This window comes from Gracilibacillus caseinilyticus (assembly GCF_022919115.1).
In the GTDB taxonomy this organism is placed as follows: Bacteria; Bacillota; Bacilli; order Bacillales; family Amphibacillaceae; genus Gracilibacillus; species Gracilibacillus caseinilyticus.
Genome location: NZ_CP095072.1, coordinates 2,469,134 through 2,493,819, shown reverse-complemented (window position 1 = coordinate 2,493,819; position 24,686 = coordinate 2,469,134). Strand labels below are relative to the sequence as shown.

At 38.4% G+C, this 24,686-nt stretch carries 21 protein-coding genes; 7 read left to right on the top strand and 14 right to left on the bottom strand.

The features are described 5' to 3' along the window. Positions 1-118 precede the first annotated feature (118 nt). Positions 119-739 (bottom strand): YhcN/YlaJ family sporulation lipoprotein, encoded by a 621-nt coding sequence (locus MUN88_RS11610; protein WP_244715181.1) that lies wholly within the window; start codon positions 737-739, stop codon positions 119-121. Positions 740-931: 192 nt separating this feature from the next. Here MUN88_RS11610 and MUN88_RS11605 point away from each other — a divergent pair, with 192 nt between their 5' ends. Continuing rightward, positions 932-1,168, top strand: coding sequence for a YhdB family protein (locus tag MUN88_RS11605; RefSeq protein ID WP_244715179.1), 237 nt, complete (start codon positions 932-934; stop codon positions 1,166-1,168). 43 nt (positions 1,169-1,211) lie between these two features. Here MUN88_RS11605 and MUN88_RS11600 read toward each other — a convergent pair whose 3' ends face one another. The 4 genes from MUN88_RS11600 to MUN88_RS11585 all read right to left on the bottom strand — a co-directional run bounded on the left by MUN88_RS11600 (position 1,212) and on the right by MUN88_RS11585 (position 6,088). After that, the gene (locus MUN88_RS11600) at positions 1,212-2,753 is read right to left on the bottom strand and encodes a bifunctional GNAT family N-acetyltransferase/carbon-nitrogen hydrolase family protein (RefSeq protein WP_244715177.1); all 1,542 of its coding nucleotides are present in this window, start codon (positions 2,751-2,753) and stop codon (positions 1,212-1,214) included. Positions 2,754-2,915: 162 nt separating this feature from the next. Then, positions 2,916-4,145: an anti-sigma-I factor RsgI family protein gene (locus MUN88_RS11595; protein ID WP_244715175.1), complete on the bottom strand. Its 1,230-nt coding sequence runs from the start codon at positions 4,143-4,145 to the stop codon at positions 2,916-2,918. Next, positions 4,142-4,873, bottom strand: a complete 732-nt coding sequence (sigI, locus tag MUN88_RS11590; protein ID WP_244715172.1) for an RNA polymerase sigma-I factor — start codon at positions 4,871-4,873, stop codon at positions 4,142-4,144. Before sigI ends, MUN88_RS11595 begins: the two co-directional genes overlap by 4 nt. 396 nt (positions 4,874-5,269) lie before the next feature. After that, complete coding sequence (locus tag MUN88_RS11585; RefSeq protein ID WP_244715170.1) at positions 5,270-6,088, bottom strand: trypsin-like peptidase domain-containing protein; 819 nt, start codon at positions 6,086-6,088, stop codon at positions 5,270-5,272. A 107-nt stretch (positions 6,089-6,195) separates the two neighbouring features. On the opposite strand from MUN88_RS11585, the gene MUN88_RS11580 reads away from it, so the two are divergent. Next, positions 6,196-6,744 carry a beta-class carbonic anhydrase gene (locus MUN88_RS11580; protein ID WP_244715168.1) on the top strand — a complete coding sequence of 183 codons (549 nt, stop codon included), beginning with the start codon at positions 6,196-6,198 and terminating at the stop codon, positions 6,742-6,744. Positions 6,745-6,796: 52 nt separating this feature from the next. On the opposite strand, the gene MUN88_RS11575 is transcribed toward MUN88_RS11580, so the two are convergent. Further along, the gene (locus tag MUN88_RS11575; RefSeq protein ID WP_244715166.1) at positions 6,797-7,627 is read right to left on the bottom strand and encodes an aldo/keto reductase; all 831 of its coding nucleotides are present in this window, start codon (positions 7,625-7,627) and stop codon (positions 6,797-6,799) included. 74 nt (positions 7,628-7,701) lie between these two features. Next, positions 7,702-8,772 carry an undecaprenyldiphospho-muramoylpentapeptide beta-N-acetylglucosaminyltransferase gene (gene murG, locus MUN88_RS11570; protein WP_244715164.1) on the bottom strand — a complete coding sequence of 357 codons (1,071 nt, stop codon included), beginning with the start codon at positions 8,770-8,772 and terminating at the stop codon, positions 7,702-7,704. A gap of 74 nt (positions 8,773-8,846) precedes the next feature. On the opposite strand from murG, the gene MUN88_RS11565 reads away from it, so the two are divergent. Beyond that, positions 8,847-10,199: an MATE family efflux transporter gene (locus MUN88_RS11565; RefSeq protein WP_244715162.1), complete on the top strand. Its 1,353-nt coding sequence runs from the start codon at positions 8,847-8,849 to the stop codon at positions 10,197-10,199. Between the two features lie 81 nt (positions 10,200-10,280). Here the strand turns inward: MUN88_RS11565 and MUN88_RS11560 are convergent, their stop codons facing one another. Next, the gene (locus tag MUN88_RS11560) at positions 10,281-11,882 is read right to left on the bottom strand and encodes a glycoside hydrolase family 43 protein (protein ID WP_244715160.1); all 1,602 of its coding nucleotides are present in this window, start codon (positions 11,880-11,882) and stop codon (positions 10,281-10,283) included. Between the two features lie 205 nt (positions 11,883-12,087). On the opposite strand from MUN88_RS11560, the gene MUN88_RS11555 reads away from it, so the two are divergent. Both MUN88_RS11555 and MUN88_RS11550 read left to right on the top strand, forming a co-directional pair. Beyond that, positions 12,088-12,366, top strand: coding sequence for an ArsR/SmtB family transcription factor (locus MUN88_RS11555; RefSeq protein ID WP_244724483.1), 279 nt, complete (start codon positions 12,088-12,090; stop codon positions 12,364-12,366). An 86-nt stretch (positions 12,367-12,452) separates the two neighbouring features. Continuing rightward, positions 12,453-12,836: a VOC family protein gene (locus MUN88_RS11550; RefSeq protein ID WP_244715158.1), complete on the top strand. Its 384-nt coding sequence runs from the start codon at positions 12,453-12,455 to the stop codon at positions 12,834-12,836. Positions 12,837-13,100: 264 nt separating this feature from the next. Here MUN88_RS11550 and MUN88_RS11545 read toward each other — a convergent pair whose 3' ends face one another. The 6 genes from MUN88_RS11545 to MUN88_RS11520 form a co-directional block, all read right to left on the bottom strand. Then, positions 13,101-14,291 (bottom strand): NupC/NupG family nucleoside CNT transporter, encoded by a 1,191-nt coding sequence (locus tag MUN88_RS11545; protein ID WP_244715156.1) that lies wholly within the window; start codon positions 14,289-14,291, stop codon positions 13,101-13,103. A 153-nt stretch (positions 14,292-14,444) separates the two neighbouring features. After that, positions 14,445-14,933 carry a DUF4367 domain-containing protein gene (locus MUN88_RS11540; protein WP_244715154.1) on the bottom strand — a complete coding sequence of 163 codons (489 nt, stop codon included), beginning with the start codon at positions 14,931-14,933 and terminating at the stop codon, positions 14,445-14,447. A 407-nt stretch (positions 14,934-15,340) separates the two neighbouring features. Continuing rightward, entirely contained in the window at positions 15,341-16,495 is a 1,155-nt protein-coding gene (gene yhbH / locus MUN88_RS11535) for a sporulation protein YhbH (RefSeq protein WP_244715152.1), read from the bottom strand. A 702-nt stretch (positions 16,496-17,197) separates the two neighbouring features. Beyond that, a complete protein-coding gene (gene odhB, locus MUN88_RS11530; RefSeq protein WP_244715150.1) occupies positions 17,198-18,460 on the bottom strand; it encodes a 2-oxoglutarate dehydrogenase complex dihydrolipoyllysine-residue succinyltransferase in 1,263 nt (420 codons plus the stop codon). Then, a complete protein-coding gene (locus MUN88_RS11525) occupies positions 18,447-21,263 on the bottom strand; it encodes a 2-oxoglutarate dehydrogenase E1 component (protein WP_244724481.1) in 2,817 nt (938 codons plus the stop codon). Before MUN88_RS11525 ends, odhB begins: the two co-directional genes overlap by 14 nt. A gap of 304 nt (positions 21,264-21,567) precedes the next feature. After that, positions 21,568-22,740, bottom strand: coding sequence for an ROK family transcriptional regulator (locus MUN88_RS11520; protein ID WP_244715147.1), 1,173 nt, complete (start codon positions 22,738-22,740; stop codon positions 21,568-21,570). 166 nt (positions 22,741-22,906) lie between these two features. Here MUN88_RS11520 and MUN88_RS11515 point away from each other — a divergent pair, with 166 nt between their 5' ends. Together MUN88_RS11515 and panF are read left to right on the top strand one after the other, a co-directional pair. Further along, positions 22,907-23,185: a YhdT family protein gene (locus tag MUN88_RS11515; protein WP_244715145.1), complete on the top strand. Its 279-nt coding sequence runs from the start codon at positions 22,907-22,909 to the stop codon at positions 23,183-23,185. Further along, positions 23,182-24,627: a sodium/pantothenate symporter gene (gene panF / locus MUN88_RS11510; protein WP_244715143.1), complete on the top strand. Its 1,446-nt coding sequence runs from the start codon at positions 23,182-23,184 to the stop codon at positions 24,625-24,627. The genes MUN88_RS11515 and panF overlap by 4 nt, the downstream gene beginning before the upstream one ends. The last annotated feature ends 59 nt before the right edge of the window (positions 24,628-24,686 follow it).

Here is a 24,686-nt window from a genome sequence, read left to right as displayed (position 1 = left end):
ATTATCAGAACCTTACTTTTTTTAATCTAATGCAATTTGCCTTAATGACATTTCTCTGCAGATAAGAAAAACCGCATGCGATCGATTGTCAACTCGATTGCATGCGGCATATACTGTATTAGCTATTCTTATCGGTGTATTCTTCGTTTGCAGGGAAAATTCTTTCAATCATGTTGCCCATTTGATTAAAGAATCCTTCTACAGGCTGTCCACTTTCAATATCATTCGAATATTGACCTGCTAACTCAAAGAAGTCAGGGTTGGTGGATACATACACGTTGTCGATATCTTTGTTTACAGACTTAACAGTTTTTGCAATTTTATCTTTTACTTTGTCGGTTAGTTCACCATTGTTTTCTTTATCCCAAGTTGCTGCAACATATGCATTATTATCGGTTGTAATGACATAAGCACGATCGATCCCTTCAATCTTGCTCGCTATCTGATCCGCTGCTTTATCTGCAACCTCATAATTATTCTTCACATCTGCGTTCTTTCCATCGCCACGATTGGTACGGTCATCGAACATATATTCATCATTATTATTAATTTGTCTTGTGTGCTCATTATTATTATCACGATCTGTTGATGGTTGGTTAGACGTTTGGTTATAGCCTATTGGACTACCCGTGTTACCATTATATTCACCGTTTTCCTGACCATATTCGTCAGCGCCACAAGCAACAAGTGATACAGTAGCTGCAAATGTTAATGCCATAGCCGGTTTTGACAGCTTCATGCTTTTCCCTCCTTTTATTATAGGATCAACCATAGTTTTGGAGGAAAAAGCTTATGTTATTCTTCTTAATATTTGCCAGTAACACCAACAGTTCATCCGAGTATTTGAATTACTTGAGCAAATAATAATTGTAATTCCCCAACTCGTTTTTGTGTTTCCTATCTCTAATTTGAAAAAAGGGGGATCAGAATTTTGACAAGTATCGATTATGATAAAGCCTTGTACTATATGTTGTGGGGACAATGGGACGATTTATTAGTGTTAATGGTTCGAACCAATGATGATTTACTGTCAAAGAAAATTGAGCAGTTTTTACATGCCTACCATTATCCCCGATCGCGAGATTATTTAATGAATACACATGAAGAATTAATGCATTATATTGACCATGCATTAGTCAGTCAAATGCTATTAGAACAAACTAAATAAATCAGATCACAGCAACTGGGGAGCATTCCAGTTGCTGATCATTTTAATTATTTCCCCGGTAATTGATTTCAAATAAGTCATGACGTCTATCACGCAATTGCCTTACTGTACCTGATTTACGTTGTCTTCTTAAAATTTCTAAATCAACATCTCCAACGACGACCGTCTCGATGTTAGGATTACATTCGCCTACAATTCCATCCCGTGCAAACTCGAAGTCTGATGGCGTGAATATGCCAGACTGCGCGTATTGGATATCCATATTTTCCACTTGCGTTAAATTACCAACAGTACCAGCTATAACTGTATACACCTGATTTTCGACAGCACGTGCCTGCGCACAATATCTTACTCGTAAATATCCTTGTCTGTCATCTGTACAGAATGGAACAAAAATAATATTTGCACCTTGATCTACGGCATATCTGGTTAACTCTGGGAATTGAATATCATAGCATATTTGAATAGCAATCTTACCACAATCGGTATCAAAAATACCTACCTGGTCACCAGGCTGGATTCCCCACCATTTCTTTTCGTTTGGTGTGACATGAATTTTGTATTGTTTTTCAATCGTTCCGTCCCTGCGAAATAAATACGCAATATTATAAATATGATCATTTTCTTCAACGAAATGAGATCCACCGACAATATTGACATTATACTTCACCGCTAAATCAGTAAATAATTCAATATAGTCCTCGGTAAACTCAGACAGTTTTCGAATCGCCTGTGACGGTACTTTCTCATCGATAAAAGACATTAACTGTGCAGTGAAAATCTCCGGAAATACAGCAAAATCAGAACCGAAATCATAAGCAACATCCACATAATATTCCACTTGCTTCGCAAACTCTTCAAATGATTCAATCCGTTTCATCATATATTGAATAACTGTTATCCTTACTGGAAAAGCGGTTTTAAAGTGGCGTTTTGTTTTCGGATGGTACTCAATATTGTTCCATTCCATCAATGTTGCATACTGTGCAGAAGCTTTATCATCCGGTAAGTATTTCGGATTAATCCGCATGACAGAAAAACCGTTCATAATTTGGAAGGTTAACACTGGATCATATATATTTTTGTACGTTACTTCCTCAACATATTCTCTTGGCGTCAATTTGTCTTGATATTGGTGATAATTCGGAATTCTGCCTCCGATAATAATACTTTTTAAGTTCATACGGTGGGCCAGATCCTTTCGTGCTTCATACAATCTTTTGCCTATCTTCATCCCTTGAAATGAGGGATCCACCATTACTTCAATACCGTATAAGTTATAGCCCTCTGGATTATGGTTTGTTATATATCCCTGGTCCGTAATATCATCCCATGTATGTTGATCATCATATTCATCAAAATTAATAATAAGGCTGGAGCAGCTGCCAATAATCTGTCCATCATATTCTACACAAAATTGACCTTCTGGAAAAATACTGAGATGACTTTCCAAATGTTCTCTTTTCCACGGATCCATTTTTGGGAAGCATCTCTTTTGTAACTCAAAAATTTGATCAAAATCATCGTGTGTCAGGTTTCGTACAACTATCTTTTTTTCAAAATTGGATAAATCAATTTTCGACATGTATGTGCCACCCTTTCTTGTCGCTGTTAGGTAAATTATAACTTAGTTTAGAAGAATTCTCTTTCCTCACGCTTGTCTCCATACCTTTTGATAGTGTGCTCAAACACAATAAAAACTGTCACCTGCAAATTAAAACGAGGTGACAGTTGTCGGTTTATCTTTTTATTTATGATGTTCCTTATAATTAAAATGATTGCGTTTTTCTCTTTGGTCTTTTTCTTTTTTATTTTCTGAACAACTTTGCCAGTCTTCCTTATTATCGTCTTCTTTTCCTTTCCAATCATTTCTATTTTTCCATTGATCGGATTTATTATTATTGAAATACTTCCCTCTTTCAGAAAATTTCTCTTCTTTTCTTGACTGCTTTTTAATCGATTGTTGCCTTTTCTTCTCTGCTTTTTCTTGCTGCTTTTGTGCCTTTTCTTTGGCTTTTTCAAGTTCTTTTTGCGTTTTTTGTTCTTCTTCGTTTTTTTCTTCCTGTTTCTTATGCTCCTGCTCTTCTTCATCACTCTTACTTATAGGTACGCTTACCACTATTTCTTCCTGATTAGCTGTTGTATCCATATCTTCGACTTCTGATTTCTTCTCCTGATTCCCATTCGATTCGTCTTTGTTAACTGGTTCAGACGTATCCGCTTTATTATCATTATAATAATTCTCAATGATTTGTTTTTCATCTGCATCGATAGAGGATGTAGAAATGTCACCTTCCGATCCAACTTTGTCTGCGTTCTCATCAGAATCGCTTCCAGCAGTAATGGTTTTTGCTGCTAATTCATTCATCGAGACATGCTCAGATTCTGCCTCTGTTCGAAACGCTTCTGGCACTTCATAGATGGCAACCTGATAACCAAGTGATTGAAAATGATTATTTAACTGAGCTTCAAATTGTTCATCAGCTTCTCCATTATAAAAACTGACAGCCATCAGCATCGGGTGTCCCGTCTCAAATTCTCCACCGTTTTGCTTGATCGTTTCAAATATTTCATCTGTTAGGGATGTAATGGTATGGTTTTCCATTTCTAAACTTTTCATTAGTTGTTTGGCATCATCATTAATCGGATCAACATCAATAATCCGATAATTTTCGTCGATTGTTACATTTAAACTTGGATTAATATCAATACTTACTACGGCATAGGCCTGATCTTCTGTAACCAATATGTATAAAGGACTTAATAGCAACAAACAGATTAATGCCATCGGTACTATTTTCCAATTGGATCCTTTAAAAAACATACAAAATTGATGCCAAAAAGACTTTTTTTCATGGAAAAAGGTCTCCATACCAATTTCTATTTGCTTAATTGGTACTGCTTTGTGGAACACCCCATGTTTGTCCATTACGATCGTATATCGTGACCGATGTTCCACAACAATTCCTTTTTTCACAGATCTACCCCCTCAAGGTATTCTCTTAAATAGACATAATCACCCGTAAGAATGATAAAAACGGTTAAAATATACTTTCGATTACGTTCTAACGTCTTTTTACTTACAGGTACTACTTTTAACAATTTTTTAATTGGCACTCTTTTCTTACGTAATACATACTCTTTTAACGAATCATCATCTACTAACACTTTTGCTGCACTTACTGCCGACTCTCGTGCATCACGGTGTTTTGGAGAAATGACCGTCAATTCTCCAAATGATATTTTGTAATCTCGCAATTGCTTCGACAATTCCATGATTTCTTGTTTGCGATACCACGATTCCTGTTCCAATTGAAATATTTTCTTCGCCTCGGAGATTTGAATCGGCGTTTCTTCAAGTTCTTCGTCATCATTTGCATCCAAAGACGGATACATATATTGTCTTTGCTCTTTTCTTATGTAGTCGATTACTTTTCGTTTGATAATGACTTGTGCAAATGCTAAAAACGAAGCCCCCTTCTCCCGTGAATACATTCCAATTGCATCATTAAACGCGATCATCCCTACACTGAACTCATCGTTTTGTCGTTTAATATACCTTTTGCAAACCTCTGATACACACTTTGCGATAAACGGTTGGTATGCTTTAATTATTCCGTTTCGTAAGCGTTCATCACCCCGCTGTATACGTTCAATATCGTCTTCTAATCTATATTCTCTATCGATTAACTGGCTTTCTAACATATTCAGCACCACCAGTCCTTTACAATTTTCGTTTTATATGAAAGCTTTTTTGTCTGTATTATCAAAAATTATTCACAATTCACCAGTTTAATTTTGTCACTTTCTATAGAGTATAAGAAAAAAATATTTCTATCTACCATATTTCAATTACATTTCATTAAAATTTATTTTCAATTAATAGTTCTATTTGCTTATACTGATACAAATTGCACAGATAATCCATAAACCTAAGTAGGTCATTAGGCTATTTTTCTTCAAATTTCTTAAAGAATTCTATTTACCCTCTTTGAAAAAGTTTAAACGTATTTCTTTATCCATTTTCAACGTCACTATGTTTCGACGATTACATACTGTCTCTAAATATGAAAACACTACGCACTAAAAAATCTCCAGCTATTACCGGAGATTTTCAGATTCGAGATAAGATATCGGAACCGCTAAACCTACTCTGCCATGCTTAGCATTCTTTTGAGTAGCAAAAACAACCGCAATGACTTTTCCTGCCTCATTGATTACCGGGCTACCACTATTCCCGCGATAGACTGGAGCATCCAGCATATAAACGGATTGATCCCAGGAAGATAATATTGTCTGACCGATAATATCTCCCTGATTGGCAATGCCGTTGAAGCGAAGGGGATTACCAATGAACAATACATTTTCGACCTTGTCTGGCTGTTGTCCGCTCGCTATTTCAAAATGAGGCAAGTTATCCGCTTCTACATCAATTAGAGCTAAGTCGATTTCTGGATAAGTCTCCACTACTTCGCCATCGAAGAGACCTTGTTCTTCAAACGCTACAGTAATCGTTCGCTGGTCCTCAATCACATGATAATTCGTCACAATATACCCATCTTCTGAAATGGCAAACCCTGTTCCTTTATTGTCCGCACCCTCAATCACCACGACAGCTTCACGATATTGTTGTACCTGTTCATCCTGCATTAACTTGGCAGATGTTTGAATGAAATCAATTGCCGGTATCGAGAAGGTCTGCGGTATAATCGCGATAACTTGAATAAACATCGCTGCGGCAATCAGCCAAAACGCCCATTTCGGAAAAATCGATTTCTTTTTTTCTTCTGAAGCTAGACGTTCTTTTTCTTTTAATTTTTGACGCTCTTCCTGCACCAGCTCATACATTTCTTCAGGCTCTATATCTTCATATAAGTCTTCGTCTATGATATCCCAATCTTCTCGGTCTGAACGCTTCATGTCACACCTCATTATCGCACGTGTTTGATAGTGTTATTATAACATTTTGTTTGAAGGATTCACCATATTGTTTTATATTAGATACTAGTAGAAAAAAAGGGAGTGGCATGATGTTATTAGACGAAATACTAGACTATAATGAAAAGTTTGTAGATGAAAAAGGTTTTGAACGTTTTGAAACCGATAAATTTCCAAATAAGCGTGCAGTCATTTTTACTTGCATGGACACTCGACTTGTAGAACTCTTGCCCAATGCACTAAACCTAAAAAATGGCGATGTCAAAATGGTTAAGAATGCTGGTGCGATTTTAAATGATTCGTATGACAGTACGATGAAAAGTATCTTAGTAGCTATTCATGCATTGCAAGCAGATGAAGTGTTTGTTATCGCTCATCATGGCTGTGGTATGAATGGATTTGATACCAATCAATTTGTTGATGTAATGAAGGAAAAAGGAATTGACCAAAAAGCGATCGACAGTTTAGAGAAAGCACCAGAAGATTGGTTAACCGGCTTTAATGATGTGACTGCGAATGTAGAACAATCAGTCCGCATTATTGAAAATCACCCACTATTACCAGAAGATGTACCTGTCCATGGTCTTGTTATCGACCCAGCAACAGGAAAACTGGACCTTGTCAAAAAAGGCTACTAAAAAATAATGAAGAAAGCCCGATTTCTCGTGAAGAGGAACCGGGCTTTTTTATTTATACGCCGTAATCAAATTCGTCTGGGTGTGCGCCAAGACGGTTGTTAGCATCGATGGTTTTCATTTTGTTCATATCTTCATCTGTTAATTCAAAATCAAAGATATCTATATTCTCACGCTGGCGTTCTTTATGCACGGACTTCGGTATTGTAATAATACCACTTTGATATTGCCAGCGAACAATGATTTGAGAGGGCTGTTTATTGTATTTATTAGCTAGTTTCTGTAACACAGCATGATCGAAGTAACGTGCTTTACCTAAAGGCGCCCACGCTTCTACCAGAATATTGTGCTTATCACAAAAATCCCGTACAGCCTGTTGCTGCAGCTGTGGATGCAGTTCTACCTGGTTAACGACCGGCGTTATCTCTGCGGTTTCCAGCAGTTCTTCTAAATGGTGTGGTTCGAAATTACTGACACCAATTGCTTTCGCCTTGCCGTCACGATAAATATCCTCTAATGCTTTATATGTCTCTTTAAATTTACCTGGTACGGGCCAGTGGACTAAATAAAGATCGACATAATCCATTTGCAGACGTTCTAAACTGCGGGTGAATGCTGCTTTTGTTTCCTCGTAGCCTTGCTCATCATTCCACACCTTAGTCGTGACAAAAATTTCTTCACGTGGTACGTCACTGTCTTTAATCGCCTGCCCGACGCCTTCTTCATTGCCATATAAAGAAGCGGTATCGATATGACGGTATCCTAATTCCAAGGCAGATTTGACAGCTTGATAGACTTCTTCTCCAGCTTCGGCTTTATATACACCTAAACCGATCGCAGGAATCTCTGTTCCGTTATTCAATTTCCTGGTTGTACGTAAGCTCATATTCCAACGCCTCCTTCATTTATTCGATCTACTTCTATTCTAATGAAAAGATAAGGCAAGCAAAAGCAAACTGCTTATTGTGCTTGTTCTTTGATTATTTCGATCACTTTTTCTTTCGCTTCACTGGAACGGTATTTGGTCATTTTATCCTTAATCGTGACTTTTTCTTTCTTAAGCTGTTCAATTTCTGTAATTAATGATTCTGTTGTCAGTTGTTCTTCTTCTAGAACGTGAGCATATCCCTGTTTTTCGAATGAATGAGCATTGACAATTTGATCCCCTCTGCTTGCCTGTCTCGACAAAGGAATCAACAACATTGGTTTATTGAGTGCCAAAAATTCAAAAATGGCGTTTGCCCCTGCACGTGAACACACTATATCGGTAAGTGCCAGCAAATCTCGCAATTCATCCTGCACATATTCAAATTGAACATAACCTTCTCTGTCGATATCCTCATCTATATTGTCTTTCCCACAAATGTGAATGATATTGAAATCTGGTAACAACGTATCCAAAGCTTCACGTACTGCTTTGTTTATTTTCTGGGATCCTGCACTCCCTCCCATTATTAACAGAACTGTTTTGTTGTTCGTAAATCCGGTGAATGTTAACCCTTTTTCACGGCTTCCAGTAAATAATTCTTCACGAACAACTGCACCGATCCATTCTGCTTTTTCTTTCGGTAAATAATCCACCGTTTCTGGAAATGTTGCTAATACTTTTTTGGCAAACGGGATCGCCAATTTATTCGCCAATCCTGGTGTAAAGTCCGATTCATGGATAACTGCCGGCACCCCGCGCATCCGTGCCGCTACCAATACAGGTACAGAGACAAAACCACCTTTCGAAAAAATGACCGCTGGTTTCTTCTTGCCAATAATCCGATGTGCCTGCCATGTTCCTTTTAAGACTTTAAAAGGATCCTTAAAATTCTCTTTGGAGAAATAGCGTCGTAATTTCCCCGTAGAAATAGCATGATAGGTCACACCTTCGAGCGGCTCGATTAATTCTTTTTCGATACCATTTTTCGATCCTATGTAATCAATCGTCCACCCTTCCTTGATAAACGCTGGAATAATAGCAAGATTCACCATCACGTGCCCCGCTGTTCCACCACCTGTAAAAATAATTTGTTTCGTTGTCATAAATAAACCGACCTCTCTCTTCACATTATATGTTATAATCCTCGTATTGCTTAAAACAAAGGAAGAATAAAATTATGCATCAAACGACTACTTTCAAAGAAAAAATAAGACTCTTTATGATTATACTGATTCCAATTCTAATCACGCAAGTAAGTATGTATGCGATGAATTTTTTTGACACGATTATGTCTGGTCAAGCTGGCGCCAGTGATCTTGCGGGAGTAGCGATCGGTTCAAGCCTGTGGGTACCGGTGCAAATGGCGATTGTTGGTATTTTGATGGCTATGTCCCCGATCGTGGCACAGCTGACTGGTGCTAAGGAAGAAGCAAAAATACCTTTTACAGTGCAACAAGGTATATATCTTGCTATCGGTCTTGGCATCATTGTCACTGTTGCCGGATTGTTTCTAATTGATCCTATTTTATCGTTAATGGATTTAGAATCACGCGTTCAGCATGTTGCTAAATACTATATTCTTTCCATAGGTACGGGTATGATTCCTTTATTCGTCTATAACCTTATTCGATCATACATCGACGGATTAGGTCATACAAGAATTTCGATGGCGATTGTACTAATTTCTTTACCTGTCAATATTTTACTGAACTATATTTTTATCTTTGGTAAATTTGGTGTTCCCGAGTTTGGTGGCATTGGAGCGGGTATTGCATCTGCTTTAACTTTTCTGGTCAATCTTCTTTTATCGATATGGATTGTCCATTATGTCCGTCCGTTTCGTGATCACCGAATCTTTCACAAGCTTGTACAACCATCTGTAACAGAGTGGATCTCGCAATTACGGATAGGCATTCCGATCGGATTTTCGATCTTTTTCGAAGTCAGTATTTTTTCAGCGGTAACATTTATGCTTAGTGCATATAGTACTAACACAATTGCCGCGCACCAGGCGGCCATTAATTTTGCTTCATTTCTATATATGATTCCACTAAGTATTGCAATGTCTTTGACAATAGCAGTTGGCTTTGAAGTAGGTGCCAAACGCTTCCGTGATGCACGTACCTACTCCTATATGGGCATTCTGTCCGGGATCGTTATTGCTTTTCTTGCAGGAGGAATTATTTATCTACTGGATAATCAAGTGGCGAGTCTCTACAGTGATCAAAAAGAAGTGATCTCATTAACGAAACAGTTTCTTTACTATGCGATCTTCTTTCAATTCGCGGATGCGGTCGGAGCTCCTGTTCAAGGAATTTTACGTGGATATAAAGACGTCAACATTACCTTCTGGATGTCACTTGTGTCTTACTGGTTAATCGGGTTGCCGAGCGGTTGGCTCTTTGCCAACTATACCGGACTCGATGCATTTGGATACTGGGTAGGATTAATAGTTGGATTATCAGCAGGAGCTATCACTCTATTTGGACGGATGTATTATTTACAGCAAAAATTAGAAAGAACAAATTGAGAAAGGTGTAGCTATATAATAAATAGCTACACCTTTTCATCATTCTTCATTTTCATTAATAGAGTGCTTCGCTTCTTATCCTTATGATTGATAGATAAAATAGTCGAAATCCGCATATTTATTCTGTCCCGTTAAATCCTGACAATGCATTCCGACAAAAGCTCCCGTAAAGAAACCTCCACCCTCTATATAATCATCAGAAATTTTATAGGCATACAAATCCACAGGAATATCGTTCCATGTTTCACCATTAAACGAATACGCATACCGATACGTATGAACATTGACATTCACTTGCAGGTATACGTATTCTACTTCGTCTGGAACAAGAATTTCATTCCCTTTTAGCGGTTGGGTCATATTTCCTTGATCACATGTCATCAGCTCAAGAATTCGCCCTTTTTCTTCATGCCAGGTTAACTGGCAAGTTGTCCAATGGCCAGTATTGTAATAGTTAGCCAGACCCGCTGAATGCTGAAAATCCTCTGGTTGGAATGACAGCTTCGTTTCCGCTTGAAATGTAAAATGCTGCCACCTTCTTGCTATGAAAGACTGGGTAAAACATGACGTTAACGATTCCCTGCCATACAGCCGCAAATGTCCAGGTCTTTCTGTCAAGTTGGCAATCGTTCCTTCCAATGGAATTCGCAAACTTTGAAAATGTAGATTCAGTTGTGTTTCATCAAAATCATCTTGCACTGGAACATCGCCTTCCCATATTACTTCCTCCAGCCGGGGACCATCAATTTCCACAGAAGGCTGATTTCCTCCCACAACATACGGCCAATTATCCTGCCACTCCAGTCTTTGGATCGCTGTTTCTCTCCCTAAAGGACAGAACCCCCTCGGATCGAGTAAAGGCTGATCATCTTTCGGCAATACTCTTCCGGTTAAATGGACGAGAAACCACTCATCTGTCTGGGTATGGACAATCGAAGCGTGACCTGCTTTCTGTAAATCATTTTCCGGATACGGCCATGATGTGATTAACGGATTATCAGGATGTACTTCATATGGCCCTGTCAGTTCGGCAGCACGTGCTATGGTTGCGCAATGCTCAAATCTGGTACCACCTTCTGCTGTTAATAAATAATAATAACCATCCCATTTATACAAATGCGGCGCCTCAGTTAATCTTCTATTCGTCCCTTTAAAAATGATTTGCGGCTTACCTGTTAACCGTTTTTCTTCATGATTATATTCCTGTAACACAATTCCGTTAAAGCTATGATTACCATCACGATGATCCCACTTCATGTTGACAAGGTATTTCTTCCCATCATCATCATGAAAAAGGGATGGATCAAAGCCAGAGCTATTTAAGTAAATCGGATCTGACCATTCCCCATCGATTGCTGACGCCGTAACCAAGTAATTATGGCCATCCTTCCAGGCGCCGCTCACAACTTTCAGATCAGAATAAATCAAGTAAAATTGACCATTATGATGCGATAATTGTGGAGCCCAGACTCCCCCTGAATCCGGATTGCCTTTCATATCTAATTGTCTGACTCTATTTAATGGTCGTGCAATTAGTCTCCAGTTCTTTAAATCTTTAGAATGATAAATACCTACACCAGGGAACCATTCAAACGTTGACACCGCAATATAATAATCATCCTCAACGCGGCAAATACTTGGATCTGGATTAAAACCGGTTAAAATTGGATTTTGTATTTTCATGAACATTCCACCCACCTTTGAAAGCGTTTTATTAATTCTGATTACAGTATATCACGAAATCACCACAAAGTATAACCACTGAACTAAGTTTTTTTGAATTAATAAACAAGTACGCATTAAAAATTTTTAATAAAGGAAGTGATTACATACAACTATTTGGTTACTTATATTGACAAGCAACCAAATAGTTGCTTATAATGAAGATATGGATGAGAACAAAGACGCTATATTTAAAGCACTGGGTGACTCAACAAGAAGACTTATATTAGACGAACTATCCGAACGTAACGAGTTGACATTGTACGAACTTACGGCACGTCTTATTATGAAACACGATCTATCCATTTCAAGACAAGCAATAGCTAAACATCTGTCTGTATTGGAAGATGCCGAACTCGTCATATCAAGACGAAAGGGAAAATATCGAGTAATTATTTTCAACAATGAACCACTAAAGAATTTACTAAAAAGGTGGATAGAATAAATTCCTTTAAAATCGGTAGGAAGTTACGCATAAATGTTTTGCTTATAAATGGATGAAGCACCACTACCAAAGGAGGCAAATAATATATGGATATCATAGTTACCAGTATATTCGTAGAAGATCAAGACAAGGCACTGAAGTTTTACACTGAAGCCCTTGGCTTTGTAAAAAAACATGACGTTCCTGCTGGAGAAGCGAGATGGATAACAGTCGTTTCTCCAAATGAACAAGATGGTCCAGAGCTATTGCTCGAACCGAATGGGCATCCCGCTGCAAAAGAATATCAAGAGAAGCTTTTCGCGGATGGCATTCCTGTAACGATGTTTGGCGTTGAAAATATTCATGAAGAGTATGAACGATTAATGCAAAATGGTGTGACGTTTACAATGAAACCGACAGATATGGGGGATATTACATTAGCAGTATTTGACGATACATGTGGCAACCTTATTCAAATCATCCAGCAGTAACGTTTAATACAGATTATGTCAAGAAATACTAGAAATTTTATCGATATGGTCATTATGAAATGTTTTATGTGTTCCCCCCCAACCACACCGTGCCCACAGGACGCAGAGCATATTTCGAGAGCTTTGCTACGCATATACAACATTTCAAAATTAACATATTGTCATACAGTTGAACTTTACATAATCTGTATTATAAGAACCCATATTTTTTCTAGCATATTATAAAAATCAGATGCTCAAGTGAACACCTGATTTTTTACTACATTATAAGAATAGCCCAGCCATAGTAGCAGAAAGGGCGGAACCTAGTGTGGCACCTATTAACAGCTTCATACCAAATTTAGATACGACGGCTCCTTTTCCACTGTCAATTCCCTGCACGGTACCGGCAATAATCCCAATAGAACTGAAGTTAGCAAAGCTTGTTAAAAATACAGTAACAATACCAACTGTTTTCTCAGAAAGCTCTCCGACAAGGGGTTGCAATTCAAGCATTGCCACAAATTCATTGGTAATAATTTTCGTACCCATAATACTTCCTGCTTCTAATAACTCACCTGGTGCAATTCCCATCAGAAATCCTAATGGGTACAGCACATAACCTAATACTTCTTGCAAGGTAATACCTGCAAACACAGCAGCGAATACCCAGTTCACTAATTCCAGTGCTGCAATAAAAGCGATAAGCATTGCTGCTACGATTAAGGCAATACGTCCACCATCCAATGCACCATTCCCCATCGCTTCAAACAGACTTTTTGCTTCCGAAACGTCTTGAATATCCACATTATCGTCTTTTTTGTCAATTTTAACCGGAGCAATCATGGAAGCAATAATTAAAGTACTGAACATATTTAAAGGTACAGCCACTAATACATATTGCGCAGGTAGCATCTGTAAATAAGCCCCAATAATAGAAGCAGATACTGATCCCATCGCCGAAGCACTTACAATATATAAGCGATTGTTGTTCAGATGATGAAATTGTGATTTAATCGCTAGCAATGCTTCTGATTGCCCAAAAAACATACTGTTTACTGCATTAAATGATTCTACTTTCGGCAGGCCGGTAATTTTAGATAAAGCCCAACCGAAGTATTTAATGATAAGCGGCAGTATCTTTAAGTACGTAAGCACGGATAAAAGGGTTGCAAAGAATATAATGATAAGCAATACATTAAAGAAAAATACGGTAGAATTTTCTTCAATTGAAATGCCACCCACTACAAAGTTAACACCCTCTGTACCAAACTCAATCAGTTTATTAAACACGTCAGAAATAAAGTTAATAATTGCTTCACCGATTGGTGTTTTAAACATAAACCATGTTGTAATCAACTGTGCCAATAACATGATGCCGATCCCTTTATAGTTAATTTCTTTACGATTATTCGACATCGCATAGGCAATAGCTAGTACAACAGCGATAGCAATTAATCCAAGTACAATCCCCACACCATTTCCTCCTTTTATAGATTGTTTGTCTTATTATGTTTACATTACCCGAAAGGAGGAAATATTAATCTAATATTTCCTTTTGGTAAAGAAAAGTTGACCCAACAGCGATAGTACTATAAATCATACTATCGTTGCAACTATTTTTAGAAATCATAATGCATCAAAAGATTGAGCTACTTTGACTAATTGCTCCTTGGAAATGTCAGATTCACTTGGCCGGTAAATAATTTGGTATGTGATATCATCCTTTTCCCATTTTAATGTTTTGGAATAAGAATGATCCTGATAATATCCTTCTAATGAGTCATCCAGTGCAACAGATTCAAACTCATCCTCTGCTTCTTCTAATTCTCCATTTATCAGTTGTATGGTGAAAATGTCATTAGCATTCGTAAAAATCGTAATATCAAAAGCTTGGTTATCCAGCTCTTTTAAATAGAAACTATCGGTAACAAGTATATCGGCTACAATCGGTACAAATGACGGTAATTCGGGATTGAAATTTAGGGATTGAACGGCTTGTTCCACCTTGTCTTTCTCGTACGCATAGTATCCTTCAGGTACCGCTGATTGTGCATTACACCCGATTAGCAGAAAAAATGTCATCATTGCTGTCATTGTGTATAGCCAATATTTCATACTTGTCTTCCTCCAAAATTAGTTTCTTGTTATATATTAGACGATATAGCTCGACAAAAAGTTTCAGTCATTTCCTTCTTTTTACATAATGTGTGTTCTTTCCGCTTTGATTATAACATCAATTTCTGATCAGTTGGGCTTACATCCTTAAATCACCTAATTTTTTTGGCATGTTCTTATTAATGTGTCTTATGACATTTGATTTAATTCGGATTATGTAATGCTAGCTTAGTCGTAATTTTGAAATGATTCCTGTGCTAAGATAATGCTTCTGCACTCAAGAACATATCAAAAGCCAAGCTAGTTGATGGCATAATCCATATAAGAGCACATACTGCTATTATTTCAATTTGCCACCAGGACAGTTATTATGTAATTTCATTACGTATCACAAAAAAACGCCGATGCTATTTAGCATCGACGTTTTCTTTATGGAAGAAATGTTTCATTGCGTAGAATACATCTTCTTTGCTACGCAGAACATATTGTTTGAACCGTGGGTGATCGACATCTTTAAATGCTTGCATCAGTGTTGAATAACGGTTGTATTGATTGACTTCCCCATAGCAAAACATACTCGAATCTTCTAATAATGCTTGCACAGCCTCTATCGATCTTCTGTTATCAGAAGTTAGATTATCACCATCTGAAAAGTGAAATGGATAAATATTATATCGACTAGCAGGATATTTTTTTTCTATTAAATCCAATGCTTTACGATAAGCAGATGAACATATAGTCCCGCCACTTTCCCCTTTTGTAAAAAACGATTCTTCATCGACAACTTTCGCCTCGGTATGGTGAGCAATAAACTCCACATCTACCGTTTCATATTTTTGTCGTAAAAACCGGACCATCCAGAAATAAAAGCTGCGTGCCACATACTTCTCAAACTGACCCATGGAACCACTCGTATCCATCATCGCTAACACAACTGCTTTCGATTCAGGTTTTTCAATGTTATCCCATGTTTTGAAACGTAAATCATCTGGATAAATTGGGTTAAATGAAGGTTTCCCCTCTAACGCGTTTCTTCTGTAAGAAGCAAGCATGGTTCTTTTCTTATCAATGTTTCCAATGAGACCTTTTTTACGAATATCACGAAATTCTACATCTGTAATTGTAATATTATCCTGTTCTTTCTCCATCAAATTGGGTAATGCCAATTGTGAAAAAAATGTCTCTTCTACTGTCTCAAAGTCTACTTCTGCTTCATAATAGTCAGTTCCAGGTTGGTTTCCTGCTTTCTCACCTTTTTGTCCCTTTTGCTGTTGTTGTGGGTCTTGTGCAACGACATCGCCTACTTCGCTTTCTCCGTCTCCTTGCCCGACATGTTTATTTTTGGACTGACTATAACGAATTTTATATTCGTCAAGGGATCGAATCGGGATTCTGATAATTTCTTTTCCTCGAGACATGATGATGTTTTCTTCACTCACAATATCTGGCAGCTTCTTTTTGATAACTTCTTTTATTTTGTCTTGATGTCGTTTCTGGTCATCAAACCCTTTTCGATGGAGGGACCAATCTTCCTCAGCAATCACAAAATTAACATCAGCCATTTAATCCCCTCCTCGCTTGTATTATTTTATTGTATGCAAGCAGTAGGAGAATGATTAAGTATTTTTGTCAGAAATTTTTAATAATATTTACATAAGTATTGGTATAATTAAGCTTGGGGTACGGCATAGAGAGGTATTCTCTATAAACTGTAATGTGAGAATATTTTGTTAGATAATAGGCACTATACTATTGCAGAATCATTTTCAATAAGAAGTATGGGGTCTTATAATACGGATTATGCTCCAACTAGCAGAGTGGTCATTTTGAAATGATTCATGTGCTGGGGTTCCGCTCCGGACAACAAAACCATACATTAGTCTTCTTTCTTTTTAAACGCTACAAATCTCGATCGATGCCTCCCACTTTTGTCTCCTTTCCTTCTAAACGATACAAATCTCGATGTGATAGATACAACGTATGGAACAGCTAAAAGCAGTTGTGTTAGGCATTGTATATCATCAAATTAAGGTGTGAATTTTGCAAATAGCGCTCCCTATCCTACCTGTCTCATTAATTGTGGAGCGATATACTAGCAGTTTCATTATTTCAAATTTACCACATAGCTTAGAGCTGCTACTTTATATAATTCTTATTATAAGAATTCATTTTCATGTTTAACTTGATTACTTCTATGTCTGTACTTATATACCTTCTTACCTAATAGAAAAGCACTTACCTGTCAAACAGGTAAGTGCTTTTCATTAACCTTCTAGTAATAAATCATATGGATCTTCGAGTAATTGTTTTACACGTACAAGGAATTGTACGGCTTCTTTACCGTCTACGATTCTGTGATCGTAAGAAAGCGCAATGTACATCATTGGGCGAACTTCGATTGAATCGTCAGGCATTACCATTGGACGTTTTTGGATGCTGTGCATTCCAAGGATACCAACCTGTGGTGCATTTAGTATCGGAGTCGATAATAACGATCCGAAAATACCACCATTGGTAATCGTAAAGGAACCGCCTTGTAAATCACTGATCTGTAATTCTTTGTTTTTCGCTTTTGTACCAAGATCAGCAATTTGTGATTCGATACCAGCGAAGTCTAAACGATCAGCATCTCTGACAACCGGCACGACAAGTCCATCATCAGTAGATACGGCAATACCGATGTCATAGAATTTTTTCTTCACGATTTCGTTTTCTTGAATTTCAGCATTTAAGTATGGAAATTCTCTTAATGCACTAACAACAGCTTTTGTGAAGAAAGACATGAAACCTAATTTAATGCCGTGTTTTTCCTGAAACTTCGTCTTACGTTTGCCGCGAAGCTTCATCACAGCTGTCATGTCCACTTCATTAAACGTTGTAAGCATTGCCGCATTGTGCTGCGCATCTACTAGATGATTAGCAATCGTTTGACGGCGGCGGGTCATTTTTTCTCTTTCTACCGGCTTATCAAACGCTTGTTTTTCATTGGAACTGGATGCTGCCGGCTTTTTATCCTTGCTGTTCTTATTATCTTTTGCTTTTGCTGCTTTTTCAACATCTTCAGGACGAATACGGCCAAGTGGATCAGCTGCACTGATTTCCTGAAGATCGATCCCTAATTCTCTGGCACGTTTTCTAGCCGCAGGAGAGGCTACAACCTCATCTTTTTTGCTTTCTTTCCCTGAGTCAGAAGAAGAGGCTTGTTTCTTTTCTTGCTTTTCTTCCTGCTTCGGTTCTTCCTTCGCAGGCTGCTCTTCTTTCGGAGCGTCCTCAGATTTACCAGATGCATCTCCGCTTTCATCAATTTTGGCAATGATTTCTCCTACTTCAACGTCGTCGCCCTCTTCTCTTACGAATTCAGCAATGACTCCTGAAAAATCTGCATTCACTTCCACATTTACTTTATCTGTTTCCAACTCACAGATCGGGTCGCCTTTTTCAACGGAATCACCTTCACTGACAAGCCATTCTGCTATCGTACCTTCTGTAATGGATTCTGCTAATTCTGGGACCTTAACTTCTTTCATTGGTTTCTCCTCCTTCAGATAGCTCTAATGCTCTTTTAATGATGCGTCTTTGTTCTGCTTTATGAATATGTGGATCACCAACTGATGGCGAAGAACGCTCACAACGTCCAACATAATGCAATGCAAGCTCTGTATCTTCCACCATTCGGAAGAGTAGCTCTTTGACGAAATTAAATGCACCCATGTTTCTTGGTTCTTCCTGTACCCAAACAATTTCTTGCAGGTTCGGACAACCATCGATAACTTCCTGAATTTTCTTTTCAGGGAATGGATAGATTTGTTCGAGACGAATGACGTGAATATCCTGATATTGGTCTTGGTTTGAACTCATTTTCTCTTCAATATCAACCATCACTTTACCTGTACCAATTAACAGTCGTTTTGCTTTCTTCGATGTTAACTCTAAACCAGGCTGTGGAATCATTGGTTCGAATTTTCCGTTTGTAAATTCTTCGATCTTCGAAACAACACGCGGACTACGCAGTAAACTTTTCGGCGTTAAGACTACTAACGGTCTGGCAGCTTCACTATCCACCAATGCTGCCTGACGTCTTAACAAATGGAAGAACTGAGCACTTGTTGTGACATTAGCAACAATCCAGTTATTTTCTGCTGCCATTGTTAAGAACCGCTCCGCTCTTGCACTGGAATGCTCCGGTCCTTGCCCTTCGTAACCGTGCGGCAATAACATCACCATGTTCGAACGTTCATCCCATTTCGCACGTCCTGCTGAAATAAATTGATCAAAAATTACCTGTCCTGCATTAGCAAAATCACCAAATTGTGCTTCCCAAATAACAAGCGTCTTCGGTGCTTTCACACTATATCCATATTCAAAGCCGAGTACAGCTGCCTCTGATAAGGGACTGTTATGAATATCGAACGTTGCCTTTGCTTCATCCAGCCCATGCATTGGACAATACGTATCACTGCTGTCTACGTCATGCAGCATGAGATGACGGTGAGCAAATGTACCACGCTCTGAATCCTGTCCGGTCATACGGATCGGTATACCATCCTGTAAAATCGATGCATAAGCTAAAGCTTCCCCTACAGCCCAATCAGCTTTGGCTTCTTTTTCAAATGTATTGTGACGCTTTGATAAGATTTTTTCGAGCTTCTTAAAGGATTGAAAACCGTCTGGCCTTTGCAAAAGATCTTTATTTAATGACATTAATAAATCCTTCGGGACTGCTGTTTCAATGTCACTCAGACCTTGACGCAATGCTTGCGGTACCGGCATTGCCTCTGGATTCTCATTGACACTTTCTGTCATATCATCATAAATACCCTGCAGTTTATTGAAGACAGCTTCATTCATTTCTTCAAAAGCCTGTTCAGTGACGATATTTTGTTCTTGTAATCGTTTCGCATAAACAGATGCACAAGTAGGATGCTCATCAATTGACTTGTACAGTTTCGGCTGAGTCGCACGCGGTTCATCCATTTCATTATGGCCGTATCGACGATAACCAACTAAATCAATTAATACATCCTTTCTGAATTTTTTGCGATAGTCATACGCTAACATAGCTGCAGAAATACACGCTTCCGGGTCATCTGCATTTACGTGAATAATTGGCACTTCAAAGCCTTTCGCTAAATCACTGGCATATCTGGTAGAACGACCTTGACGTTGACCTGTCGTAAACCCTACAAGGTTATTCGCGATAATATGAAGCGTACCTCCAGTACTGTATCCTTCTAACGAACTGAGGTTAAAGGTTTCAGCGACAACACCTTCTCCTATAAATGCAGCGTCTCCGTGTATTAAAATACTAAATGCTTTATCAACGTTCTGTTCAGGTTTACCTTTTTCGAAACGAAAATCTTGTGCTGCTCTTGTAAAACCTTCCACAACCGGGTTAACAAACTCCAAATGGGAAGGGTTATGTGCTAATGTAATTTTAGTTGGAGATGGCTTCTCTTCACCAACATCGCGTTTTGCACCAAAATGATATTTCACATCACCAGTCCAGCCATATGTAATGGCTCTGGAGCCGGGTGAAGATGGTACTAATTCCTTATCTGCTGAAGGATGAAACTCTGAGAATAATTTGTCATAAGGCTTACCTAGGATATGCGTTAATACGCTTAATCTACCTCTGTGGGCCATACCCATTAAAATCTCTTCCGTTTCATCATAAAAGGAATTCTGTACGATGCGGTCTAATATGGGCACCATCATTTCCAAACCTTCAATTGAAAAACGTTTCTGTGCAACAAATGTCTTGGCTAAGAAATTCTCGAAGCCCTCGACATCCACAATTTTTCCTAATAATTGTTTCTTTTCTTCATCTGAGAACGGAAAACGATATTTACCTGACTCGATATTCTCTTGAAACCATAAACGTTCCAGATCATTGTTCACATGATCATATTCAAACGAAATCGTTCCAGCGTATTGATCCGTTAAATGCTCAACTACATCTTGAGCTGTCGTAATTCCTTGAATAGTCTGATCCCACACCCATTCTGCCGGAATCGCTTCCAAAACCTCTTTACTGAGATTGTAATGTTTCGGATCGACTAGTGAACTATCGGTATGAATACCAGAGCCTACGGGATAGATTTCTGCTTTCAAATGTCCGTAACGACGAATGGCCTCAACAAGTTTGATTGCTGAGGTTAAATGTTTGGCACTTATGTCAGACGATAAGCTCTTTCCACTTGCTACCTCTGCTTGTTGACCTTCTGTAATTTCCGTTGGTGCGCCGTATTGATCGAACATTTCTTTCAGGGATGGATCTACTGAGTCTTTGTTTTCCAAATAAAGCTCATACTGTTCTTGTACGTAACCCATATTTGGGCCGTAAAACTTTTTCCAGAATCTCTCACTGGATTCCTGCTGTGTCACGTCTTATACCCCCATTAGAAGTCACTTTCTCCTACTTAACTTAACTCCCATCCAAATCTTGTAATGATTAAATCATTACACCAATAAATATAACCTATTTTAGGTAGGGAAACAACATATAAGTCCGGATAATTTCAATTCTTTTTAGAAAAGTTTATCATTGTCTAAAAACATTGTTAAATAAGCATCCTTTTGCGTTAAATGATACAAACTGGTCGTTTAAAAGAATGTAATTACTATAACAAGAGACCTAGGAAAAATAGCCTTGAAAAACAAGGGCACAGGCACCTAAGGAAATGATCTGATCACGCTGCTGCTCCATCGTAAACGAGACAGGTTCCCGTTCAATCCTTTTAATATGCTGCTTCGCCGTCTCCACTATTTTTTGATAATACGGTTGATAGTGTATGGTGAGTTCACTATTCAATACCACTTTATCTGGATGTAAAACATTGACCATGTTCGCGATTCCTATTCCATACATAAATGCAGAGTCAGAAACTGCCTCTTGAACAATAGCATCTCCTTGCTGCAACGCAGTTAATAATTGATCCATAGCATCTTTTTTATTTTCAAAATCAAGAAATTTTCGGGAATGCTGTTCCTGATAGCGGCGATTGACATCTTTTAGCAAATAGTCATAAGAAATTAATGATGCAAGAGAAGTTCCATAATGCAGATCTAATATCATCTCGCCAAAAGAGCTTGCATCACCAGTTTTGTTGTGGATCATCGAGCCGTTAGATACCACACCACAACGCAAACCACGACCACTAATGCAATACAAAATGGTATCACGACAGTTATGTCCACTCATTAACGCAGCAAGGTTCGCACCATTTTCGATGCGAATTGTATCAATATTTACTTTTTCCTTTAGTTCCTTTACTAAAGGTATATGATGCCAGCCCTCTGCTATGAAAGCATCCGGTTCTAAGATCATTCCTTCTATTCTATCGATCGGCCCTACTGTACCGATTCCGATCCCAAGTACCATATCGCTGGATATTTGGTGTTTGTCCAGCAGATGCTTTATTTGCTTTGCCAAGATGGAGATCGTATGTGCAGGGGTATGTTGTTCCGTCATCATGAATGAATAGTGATCAACATCGTCAAACTTGCTATTGACCAGAGTTAATGTAGTTTTTGTACGCGACAAATCAATTCCGATTATGAATCCTGCTTCTGGGTTAACCTCAAATAAAGAGGGTGGTCTGCCACCAGATGATGCTTCGTACTGGCCAATTTGAATAATCTGATCTTTAAGCAATTGTTCCAAATGTCGGTTAACGGTTGTCTGTTTCATCTTTAGCTGTTCCACCAGATTTGCTTTCGTGGTCGATCCATTCTGATGCAGAAAATAATATATTTGTTTCATTGCTATGTATTTTGTTGAAGATTGCTGCAAAAATTTCTTTAGCACGCCACTTACTCCTTTGTACACTACTAAAATAGGTTTTATAAATAGGCTACCACGTAACAGGGTAATCTGCTAGTATTATCAAAGGTGATTTCCTGCGGTTGTCTTGTCACATAAAGTCGATTATGGTTTACTTTTTAGGATAGGTATTGTTTTTAGGGAGGTTATTATGATGAAACATCACTTGGATAAACGATTTAAAATGGCAAATCGGGAGGCCATCATTGGGATATGTTTAGTACTGTTTAATTTTATCTGGTGGTTTACTTTTGCTTATGGTCTGGGTAGCAAAGAACCCGATCAATATACATTTATTTTAGGTTTTCCAGCCTGGTTTTTTTACAGTTGTATTGTTGGGGTGATCCTAATGATAGTACTGGTAAGTATCGTGGTTAGATTTTTCTTTAAGGATTTTTCGCTAGATGATAAGGAGTATGATCAGTTATGAATCTTGCAGCAACTATTACATTATTCGGAGCGCTTGCCTTGATATTCCTGGCGGGTTTATTGGTGAGCAGAAGAAATCAAAGCAACACTTCATTTATGGAGGATTATTATCTGGGGGGACGTCGTTTAGGCGGATTTGTGCTTGCGATGACGATGTCTGCTACATATGGAAGTGCAAGCAGCTTTATCGGCGGTCCCGGTGTTGCCTATAATGAAGGATTAGGCTGGGTACTGCTTTCTGTAATTCAAGTAGCTACCGGGTATTTTACGTTAATGATATTAGGTAAAAGGTTTGCAATTACCGCCAAAAAATATAAGGCAATTACAATGGTAGATTTTTTGAAACATCGTTATCAATCAAAATGGGTCGTCCTATTGTCCTCATTCAGTATTGTTATTTTTTTATTTTCCACCATGGCGGCACAGTGGATTGGTGCCGGACGGTTAATTGAATCGATTACAGGATTATCTTATCATTCCGCTTTACTTATTTTTGTAGTGACTGTACTAATCTATGTTACGGTCGGTGGATTTCGTGCTGTTACCTTAACGGATTCTATCCAAGGAAGCATTATGGTCGTTGGAACCATTATTTTGTTAATTGCCATTATTATTTCAGGTGGTGGCATATCAGCTATCATGAACGATTTACAGGCAGAAAACCCCAACCTGATCACTCCTTATGGTGCAGACGGTACCTTATCCCCAATGTATGTATCGTCTTTTTGGATTTTAGTTGGTGTAGGGGTTGTCGCGTTACCTCAAATAGTAGTGCGCGCGATGTCCTATCAAAATACGAGTGCTTTTCATCGTGCACTTATCATTGGAACGATCGTTGTTGGTGTTATCATGCTAAACATGCACTTAATCGGTGTATTTGCCCGTCCGATCTTGCCGGATATTGAAGTGGCCGATACGGTCATTCCGTTAGTTGCACTCGAAGTATTACCTGGCTGGCTGGCTGGGATAGTGTTAGCCGCTCCGTTAGCAGCGATTATGTCCACCGTCGATTCTTTACTTTTACTGGTAAGCTCGACGATTGTTAAAGATATTTACAGCAATTATATCCAGCCAAAAGCGCCAGTAAAAAGGATCCGAAAAATCAGTATGACAGTGACAGCAGTATTAGGTTTAATTGTATACCTGATAGCAATCCACCCGCCTGATTTAATTATCTGGTTAAACCTGTATACCATTGGCGGGTTAGAGGCAGCATTTATTTGGCCGGTAGTAATGGGAATTTATTGGAAAAAAGGTAATAAGTATGGTGCAATCGCTGCGATTATAACCGGTATGATTTCCTATATCGCATTCCAGGCGTTTTACCCACAGCCATTCGGAATGCATTCCGTTGTTTCATCGATCGTGTTATCATTGATTGCTTACGTATTAGCAACCTATAGTGTGAAGGATAAACAAACAGTCTCCGATTCACTCACATAAGTTAGTCGGTTTAGATGTAACGGATACCTATATTATGGATTATGTAAAATAGAACGGTA

Excerpts from the sequence above, each read along its gene's own strand:
- MUN88_RS11610 (WP_244715181.1), bottom strand. The coding sequence starts at position 739 with ATGAAGCTGTCAAAACCGGCTATGGCATTAACATTTGCAGCTACTGTA.
- MUN88_RS11600 (WP_244715177.1), bottom strand. The coding sequence starts at position 2,753 with ATGTCGAAAATTGATTTATCCAATTTTGAAAAAAAGATAGTTGTACGA.
- sigI (WP_244715172.1), bottom strand. The coding sequence starts at position 4,873 with ATGTTAGAAAGCCAGTTAATCGATAGAGAATATAGATTAGAAGACGAT.
- MUN88_RS11585 (WP_244715170.1), bottom strand. The coding sequence starts at position 6,088 with ATGAAGCGTTCAGACCGAGAAGATTGGGATATCATAGACGAAGACTTA.
- MUN88_RS11580 (WP_244715168.1), top strand. The coding sequence starts at position 6,196 with ATGATGTTATTAGACGAAATACTAGACTATAATGAAAAGTTTGTAGAT.
- MUN88_RS11575 (WP_244715166.1), bottom strand. The coding sequence starts at position 7,627 with ATGAGCTTACGTACAACCAGGAAATTGAATAACGGAACAGAGATTCCT.
- murG (WP_244715164.1), bottom strand. The coding sequence starts at position 8,772 with ATGACAACGAAACAAATTATTTTTACAGGTGGTGGAACAGCGGGGCAC.
- MUN88_RS11565 (WP_244715162.1), top strand. The coding sequence starts at position 8,847 with ATGCATCAAACGACTACTTTCAAAGAAAAAATAAGACTCTTTATGATT.
- MUN88_RS11560 (WP_244715160.1), bottom strand. The coding sequence starts at position 11,882 with ATGAAAATACAAAATCCAATTTTAACCGGTTTTAATCCAGATCCAAGT.
- MUN88_RS11555 (WP_244724483.1), top strand. The coding sequence starts at position 12,088 with ATGGATGAGAACAAAGACGCTATATTTAAAGCACTGGGTGACTCAACA.
- MUN88_RS11550 (WP_244715158.1), top strand. The coding sequence starts at position 12,453 with ATGGATATCATAGTTACCAGTATATTCGTAGAAGATCAAGACAAGGCA.
- MUN88_RS11540 (WP_244715154.1), bottom strand. The coding sequence starts at position 14,933 with ATGAAATATTGGCTATACACAATGACAGCAATGATGACATTTTTTCTG.
- yhbH (WP_244715152.1), bottom strand. The coding sequence starts at position 16,495 with ATGGCTGATGTTAATTTTGTGATTGCTGAGGAAGATTGGTCCCTCCAT.
- odhB (WP_244715150.1), bottom strand. The coding sequence starts at position 18,460 with ATGAAAGAAGTTAAGGTCCCAGAATTAGCAGAATCCATTACAGAAGGT.
- MUN88_RS11525 (WP_244724481.1), bottom strand. The coding sequence starts at position 21,263 with ATGGGTTACGTACAAGAACAGTATGAGCTTTATTTGGAAAACAAAGAC.
- MUN88_RS11515 (WP_244715145.1), top strand. The coding sequence starts at position 22,907 with ATGATGAAACATCACTTGGATAAACGATTTAAAATGGCAAATCGGGAG.
- panF (WP_244715143.1), top strand. The coding sequence starts at position 23,182 with ATGAATCTTGCAGCAACTATTACATTATTCGGAGCGCTTGCCTTGATA.